5 protein-coding genes and 1 pseudogene are annotated in these 6,717 nt (G+C 70.5%); 2 read left to right on the forward strand and 4 right to left on the reverse strand.

Going from position 1 to position 6,717, the window contains the following annotated elements:
• Window positions 1–423: 423 nt before the first annotated feature.
• Window positions 424–1,655, forward strand: a pseudogene (locus ACOV8S_RS31980) (amylo-alpha-1,6-glucosidase); the annotation flags it as partial.
• 84 nt (window positions 1,656–1,739) lie between these two features.
• On the opposite strand, the gene ACOV8S_RS31985 reads toward ACOV8S_RS31980, so the two are convergent.
• The 4 genes from ACOV8S_RS31985 to ACOV8S_RS32000 all read right to left on the reverse strand — a co-directional run bounded on the left by ACOV8S_RS31985 (window position 1,740) and on the right by ACOV8S_RS32000 (window position 4,932).
• Window positions 1,740–2,231 (reverse strand): SRPBCC family protein, encoded by a 492-nt coding sequence (locus ACOV8S_RS31985; protein WP_448322034.1) that lies wholly within the window; start codon window positions 2,229–2,231, stop codon window positions 1,740–1,742.
• 180 nt (window positions 2,232–2,411) lie between these two features.
• Entirely contained in the window at window positions 2,412–3,077 is a 666-nt protein-coding gene (locus ACOV8S_RS31990; RefSeq protein ID WP_448322042.1) for a DUF5701 family protein, read from the reverse strand.
• A gap of 95 nt (window positions 3,078–3,172) precedes the next feature.
• A complete protein-coding gene (locus tag ACOV8S_RS31995) occupies window positions 3,173–3,997 on the reverse strand; it encodes an ABC transporter permease (protein ID WP_448322036.1) in 825 nt (274 codons plus the stop codon).
• Complete coding sequence (locus ACOV8S_RS32000; protein ID WP_448322038.1) at window positions 3,994–4,932, reverse strand: ATP-binding cassette domain-containing protein; 939 nt, start codon at window positions 4,930–4,932, stop codon at window positions 3,994–3,996. Before ACOV8S_RS32000 ends, ACOV8S_RS31995 begins: the two co-directional genes overlap by 4 nt.
• Window positions 4,933–5,099: 167 nt before the next feature.
• Between ACOV8S_RS32000 and ACOV8S_RS32005 the strand changes: the two genes are divergently transcribed.
• Complete coding sequence (locus ACOV8S_RS32005; protein WP_448322040.1) at window positions 5,100–5,741, forward strand: PadR family transcriptional regulator; 642 nt, start codon at window positions 5,100–5,102, stop codon at window positions 5,739–5,741.
• Window positions 5,742–6,717: the final 976 nt, after the last annotated feature.

Consider the following 6,717-nt stretch of genomic DNA (forward strand, 5'->3'; position numbering starts at 1 on the left):
TCGACGAGGCGGTTGAACGGGCCCGCGCCCACCCCGAAGGCACCACGTGATACGCGGCGGAGCACATTGCACACCTCCTCGCCGGTGCCGGGCGCACCGAGGAAGCCGTCACCGTCCTCCAGCAGCACGACCGCAGGAACAGCCATGACCGCGCCGGCTACCTCGTCGACCTTGGCCGCGTGGAGGAGGCCCTGGCCATCCTGTTGCACAGAAGCCCTCCGCCACCACTCGTGCCGACGACGCACCTGTGGACCGACGAGCCACGGAGATCACCCTTCAGGCATGCGCCCTTCCCTCCGGCGCGGACGCCGTCCGCCGGGCACTGCGCTCCCCCCCCGCGACGTGTCCGACCTGCTCGCCGCCGACCGGTCGGCGCTCACGGGCAGGTCTCCCCGCCCGCAGGAACTGACCGACTGGTCCGGGCTCGCCGAAGCCTGCGAGCAGGGCCTCGCGGACCTCGCCGATCTGCGGCTCACCTTCCCCCTCGCCGGCAGTGAGCCGGTGCGGGTGCCGGCGGCGGACATTCCGTGGTTCTTTGCGCTCTACGGCCGCGACTCGCTGTTCACGTCGTTCTTCGCCTTTCCCTTTCCGTCCGGAACTGGCCGCCGCGACACTCACCGCTCTCGCCTCCGTGCAGGGCACGGTGTACCACGCGGGACGTCTGGAGGAGCCCGGCCGCATCGTCCATGAGATCCGCCACGGGGAGCTCGTCCATTTCGGGCAGGTGCCGTACGGCAGGTACTACGGCGCCGTCGACTCCACTCCGCTGTTCCTCTGCCTGCTGCACGCCTGTACGGAGCAGGTCGCGGACGACGGCCTCGCCCGCCGCCTGGAGCCCCAGGCGCGTGCCGCGGTCGAGTGGATGTTCCGGGACGGCGGCCTCACCGAGCGGGGCTGGCTCGTCCACTCCTCCGACGAGGAGGCGGGGGGCCTGGACAACCCGAACTGGAAGGACTCGGTCGGTGCCGTCTGTCACCGCGACGGCACACCGGCGAAGGGCCCGATCGCCGTCGCGGAGGCAAAGGGGTACGCGTACGACGCACTGGTCCGCACGGCGCGGCTGCTGGCCCGCGACAGCTGGTCCGACGCACTTTGCGCCGAGCGCCTCGAGGCGGCCGCGGCCGACCTGCGGGCATGCTTCCACCGTGACTTCTGGATGCCGGAGGCGGAGTTCCCGGCCCTGGCTCTCGACGGCTCCGGCCGGCAGGTCGACGCACTCGCCTCCAACGCCGGGCATCTTCTGTGGTCGCGAATCATTGATGCGGACCTGGCGGTGGCAGTCGGACGCAGGCTGCTGAAACCGGACTTCTTCTCCGGCTGGGGCATCCGGACACTCGCGGCCGATCAGACGCCGTACCACCCGCTCTCCTGTCACCGTGGGTCGATCTGGCCGCACGACGACGCGGTGATCGCCTTCGGGCTCGCCCGGTGCGGCCTGGCCGAGGAGACCCGTGCGGCGGCCCGCGGGCTGGTGGAAGCCGCGGCGGCGCACGGCTGGCGGCTGCCGGAGGTGATGGCCGGACACGACAGGGACCCGCCCGACCCCGGTCCCCTACCCGCACTCCTGCTCCCCACAGACGTGGGCCGCGGCCGCACCACTTGCGCTGCTCACGGCCCTCGCCGCGCTCACCGGAAGGGAGGAACCGGCCATGTGAGTGGCCGTGGGGGGGATGCGAAGACGGCGTTCGTTCCGGCGGTCGTCAGCGGCCCGTTGCCGGCGCCCGCCTTCCGCGAAAGGGTCAGTCCTTCGCTTCGCGGACGTCCCTTCCCAGCTCGGCGAACGCCTTGAAGTCCTGCATGTGCTGCAGGGACTGCTTGCGGAAGGCCCCAGGCATCAGGCGCCCCAGCAGCCGCATCAGCACGCTGTCGAACCGGTACTCGCTCTCGCTCACCCAGAGCGTCGTCTCCGGACCGGCTTCGGTCAGCCGGTCGCGCACGGCGCTCCACATGCCCGCGCCGACGATCTCGCGGTCGAAGTGGACGACGCTCCCCCTCGGGATTTCGCGCAGGTCCGCCGGTTCGCGGCGCGTGATGGTCTCGGTGGCCTCCATCTTCTGCCGCCCCGTCTGCATCACGACCCGCGATCTGGTACCGACCTGCCCGTGCACCCCTTCCAGGGGCTCGTGCAGCACCAGACCCCGCAGCCACTTCGGCATCTGCGCCGGGTCGGCGAGGAGTTGCACCACCCTCTCCTGCGGCAGGGCGATCTCGATCGAGACGGTGTACTCCATGGCGGCCGCTCCAGAGGTTCGGGGGCGGACGGGCGCACGCTAGCGCTCCCACCTCGCGCCTGCCGCGTCGCAACACCGCTTTGTTTCTGGTGAGCCGGCGTTTGTTCGTGTGAGCCGGCGATTCCGGCCCTCCCGGCGCATGTGCGCACAGGGAGGGCGTGTCGCGGGTGTGTCCGCGGGCTACGGCATGCGCTGCGTGGTGGAGGCGAAGCTGAGCCAGGTGTGGCGGTTGTTCCACCAGCACCAGCCGACCTTGGGCGCGTTGCGCCTCTCCCGACCGTCGCGGCCGGTGCCGTTGCTGATCCAGATGGCGGGGGTGCGGGCGTCGAAGGTGCCGTTCGGCTTGCGCAGGCGTGAGGCGATGGTCATGAAGCAGTGGTTGCGCTCGAGTGCGGCGGGCTGCTGGAGGATCCAGTGGATGCCCTCGGTGAGGATGAGCGGGCTGCGGCCGTCCTGGACCAGGGCGGGAAGCGCCTCCTGCGGGCTCCAGTTGGCCATGTGGTCGCCGCGCTCGGGACGGGCGAGGAGGTACAGCGGGTCTGCGGGCAGGTCGATCCCCTGCGGGGTGAACTCGTCGACGTCCGCCATGTCGACGACGACGAATCCGGACTTGCCCTCCCGCTGGATCAGCGGCGCGAGGGCCGATGCGGGGGCCCGGTCGGGGTGCACGGCGAGTAGTACATCGTCCCGGTCACCGGCGCGCTCGACGAAGGCGCGCACCTCGGCGGCGGACAGCCCGGCGATGTCGTGGACACCGAGTTCGATCAGCCGCTCCCCCTGCGCGGCGAGGGTGGGCAGGGGAGTCTGGGAGGAAGCGTCGGCGTCGGCGGAAGGGTGCTGGGGCAGCGGCAAGGTGATTCCTCGTTCGCGTCGGGGTGGTGCGGGTCAGGAGTCGTGGGGCGGATCGAACCGGGAGCAGGAGCGCAGGCCGGTCGCGGCTGCTACCGGCCCAAGTTACGGAAGCGTGCGACGGCCAGGGGGAAGAACACCGCGACCAGCACGGCGGGCCAGGCGAGGGCGAGGAGTTCGGCGTGGGCGGCGGCCCAGGAGTCACCGCCTCCCCCTGGGTTGCCGAGCAGGCCGCGCACCGCCGTGGCGGTCGCCGACATCGGGTTCCACTCGACCACGAAGCCCAGCCAGGAGGGCATCGACTGAGGGGCGGCGATGGCGTTGGAGAGGAAGGTGATGGGCCAGACGAGGATCTGCACCGCCTGCACCATCTCCGGTTTGCCGACGACCAGCGCCAGGTGGATGCCGGCCCACAGCATCGCGAAGCGCAGCAGCAACAGCAACGCGACCGCTTCAAGGAAGGCGGCGGCACCGTTGTGCCAGCGCCAGCCCAGGGCGTAGCCGACCGCGATCAGCACGGCGAGGCCGACCACGGACTGGAGCATGTCGGCGACGCTGCGGCCGACGAGGACCGCGCCGGAGTACATGGGCATGGAGCGGAACCGGTCGACGACCCCCTTGCCGAGGTCCTGGGTGACCGCCGTCATCGTCGCCTCGAGGCCGAAGGCCATGGTCATGGTGAGCATGCCGGGTACCAGGTAGGCGGTGAAGTCACCGTCGATCCCACGTCCGCCGCCGATCAGGTACCCGAACATCAGCAGCATCATCACGGGGAAGACCAGCCCCACCACGACCTGTCCGGGCCGGCGTGCCCAGTGGGCCAGCTCGCGCCTGGTCATGGTCCAGGAATCGGCGGCGGCCCAGGACAGGGCACGCCCTGGCCGCCGCGCCGTACTCACGCCGAGTGCTGCGGTCATGCGGTGTCCTCCTTGGTGAGGTGGAGGAACACCTCGTCGAGCGTGGGGCGGCGTACGGCGATGTCCTGTGCCTCGATCCCGGCGGCCTCCAGTGCCCGGACGGTCTCGGTCAGCGCGGCCATCCGGTCGGTGACCGAGGCGCTGACCAGCCTCCGGTCCTCGTCCACCACCGGCTCGCCGGGCATGAGTGCGGCGGCGTGGCCCAGTTGCTCGGCGTCGTGCAGGACCACGTCGATCCGGTCGCCGCCGGTCGCGGACTTCAGCTCGTCGACCGTGCCCTGGGCGATCACCCTGCCGTGGTCGATCACCGCGATCCGGTCGGCGAGCTGGTCGGCCTCCTCCAGGTACTGCGTGGTGAGCAGGACGGTGGTACCGGCGTCCACCAGGGAGCGCACGGCGTTCCACACCTCCGCACGGCCGCGGGGGTCGAGCCCGGTCGTGGGCTCGTCCAGGAAGAGCACCTGCGGCCGGGCGATCAGGGAGGCCGCGAGGTCGAGTCGCCGTCGCATGCCGCCGCTGTACTGCCGGACGGCCTTGCTGCCGGTGTCCGCCAGCGCGAACCGGTCGAGGAGCTCGTCGGCCCGGGCGCCTGCACGGCGTGCGCCCAGGCGGTGGAGCCGTCCGAACATCTCGAGGTTCTGGCGCCCGCTGAGCTCTTCGTCGACGGCGGCGTGCTGGCCGAGCAGCCCGATCCGCGAGCGTACCTCGTCCGCCCTGGTACGCACGTCGCATCCCGCCACCTCGACGCGGCCCCCGTCGGGGCGCAGCAGGGTGGACATGATCCGCACGGCCGTGGTCTTGCCGGCGCCGTTCGGTCCGAGAATCCCCTGGACGGTCCCGGCCTGGACGGTGAGATCGAGGCCGTCGAGGGCCCGCTTGTCCCCGTACCTCTTGCGCAGTTCCTCGACGACGATCGCCGCATCGTATGGGGGCAACACACCCTCCGATCAAGGTGGTCAAGTTTGACTACTGAAGATGAAGGTAGACCCTCCGGGTCGATTGGTCAAATTTGATTACCGGCAGGAGAGGGGCAGCGCCACCCTCACTAGTCAAACTTGGTGAGCCGCTACACTGGTCAGTGCCGGTCCGAAAGGAGACGCCCATGTCAGCGATCCGACTGCTCGTCCTCGGCGCGGTCCGCCAGCACGGACGGGCGCACGGGTACCAGGTGCGCAACGACCTGGAGTTCTGGGGCGCCCACGAATGGTCCAACGCCAAGCCCGGCTCGATCTACCACGCCTTGAAGCAGATGGCCAAGGACGGCCTGCTCGTCGCCCACGAGCTCGCCGCCAGCACTGCCGGCGGCCCGCCCCGCGTCGAGTACGAGATCACCGCCCGCGGCACCGAAGAGTACCTCGCCCTCCTCCGCCAGGCCCTGACGTCCTACGACCAGAAGATGGACGTCCTGTCCGCCGGCATCGGCTTCATCGTGGACCTTCCGCGGGACGAGGCCGTCGCCCTCCTGGAGGAGCGGATCAAGGGGCTCGAGCGGTGGCGGGCCTCGGTCACCGAGTACTACACGCCGGAGCAGGGCCCCGGACAGCTCGGCCACATCGGCGAGATCATGCACATGTGGCTGCACTCGTCCGACAGCGAAGCGGCGTGGACCCGCGGCCTGATCTCCCGGATCAAGGGCGGCGCGTACACCTTCGCGGGAGAGGGCGACCCCTTCGTCGGCGTCCTCGCGGACGGCGAACCGAATCCGTACGCCACCGGCCCTCACCCGGAGGACCCCGCCGGATAGCGCGTTCGGTCCGGATCGGCGGGCTGACCGGAGAGGGAGCTCCCGAGGGGTCGTTCACAAGACCGAACCGTAGCCCAGGTGCTGTTGATCCATCAGGCCCGGATGAGACGTGCCTCGGTCGATGGGCCGTTGGTGGCGGGTACCGCTTCCGTGGTGGCTTCGCTGGTGACCTGAGCAGCACGCAGGGACAGGCACCTGGCGATGTCTCAGCAACCGGACGGTCGCGATGTGCGAACGCGGTGGGCCGCGTTGCTCGCGCGGCGTTCGGCCTGGGCCCGCCGGGAACTCGACCGCCGCTCGCGGCGCCGACCGACCGACTTGGCGCCAAACCGAAATGCCGTCGAGTCGAAGCTCGGAGACAGACGTAGTGAGGTTGGCGGACCCAGTGCACTGGGTCACCGCGTGCGGCGGCTCACGAGGAAGCTCGGATCCGCTGTGGCGGATACCCGCTCGGGCGATCAGAAAGAGAGAGCGTGAGAAGGCCGTTGCAAGGCAGTGGGGCGGGAGTGAGCCGGCGCACCGTGCTGTGTGGGGTGGCTGTCGGCGCGCCGTGTTGTCAACGGGGGCCGGAAGTACGCTCCTGACGGCGGGGACCGCCCGTGCGGCCGGACCCGCCGGGATGTCGACCTACCGCTACATACGCGACGCGATCGTTTTTCCGCGTGTACCGGCGCACAACCCCACCAACGCATTCATCTTCCCCTGCATACGGGGGGTTTACGACAAGGTCAGCGGAGCGAGGGCGAGGTACTACCTGTACTACGCGCCGCCGCACGACAACTCGGGTGGCATCTGCGTCGGGCCCTGCCCTCCGCGCCGGCCGTCTTCGGCTTCCGCGGTCGGCCGGGGTGATCCGCACCGGCCCGCCCCGGGATCGCCTGACACCTCGGCGCCGCCTGCGGCCGCGGACGGATGCTGCAGACGTTCGAATACCGTCCGCTGCTGCGCCGGTGCAGCAGCGGACGGTATTCGAACG

It is taken from the genome of Streptomyces sp. CO7, assembly GCF_053474865.1.

Coding starts and splice junctions, on each gene's coding strand:
- ACOV8S_RS31985 (WP_448322034.1), bottom strand. CDS start 2,231: ATGGAGTACACCGTCTCGATCGAGATCGCCCTGCCGCAGGAGAGGGTG.
- ACOV8S_RS31995 (WP_448322036.1), bottom strand. CDS start 3,997: ATGACCGCAGCACTCGGCGTGAGTACGGCGCGGCGGCCAGGGCGTGCC.
- ACOV8S_RS32005 (WP_448322040.1), top strand. CDS start 5,100: ATGTCAGCGATCCGACTGCTCGTCCTCGGCGCGGTCCGCCAGCACGGA.